This window comes from Rheinheimera hassiensis, assembly GCF_022436675.1.
Taxonomy (GTDB): domain Bacteria; phylum Pseudomonadota; class Gammaproteobacteria; order Enterobacterales; family Alteromonadaceae; genus Alishewanella; species Alishewanella hassiensis.
This window is the reverse complement of record NZ_JAKUJZ010000033.1, coordinates 1-313: the sequence shown is the minus strand read 5'-3', so window position 1 is coordinate 313 and position 313 is coordinate 1. Positions and strand designations below refer to the sequence as shown.

Here is a 313-nt window from a genome sequence, read left to right as displayed (position 1 = left end):
TGTTTACAGGCAAGCTATTACAGTGCCGCGGTTGTGATTTAAAAGAGCAATGCATGGTAAACCCAGAATCAGCCAATGATCGAAAAGGCAGCGGGCGACAGGTGTCGTTTTTACTTAAGGCCAATGCACCGCCCAATTACACCGATTGGATGAAGCAACGAGTCGACAGCGATATCGGCAAACAGATATACAGCCACCGCATGTCAGTAGTAGAGCCGGTGTTTGGCAATATCGGCACCAATAAAAGGCTAAACCGGTTTAGTTTGCGCGGCAAAACCAAGGTGCAGGGCCAATGGCAGTTGTATTGTATGGT

At 48.2% G+C, this 313-nt stretch carries 1 protein-coding gene; it reads left to right on the top strand.

The features are described 5' to 3' along the window. A partial coding sequence (locus MJX74_RS21530; RefSeq protein ID WP_420851430.1) for a transposase occupies nt 1-313 on the top strand: 313 nt, incomplete at both ends.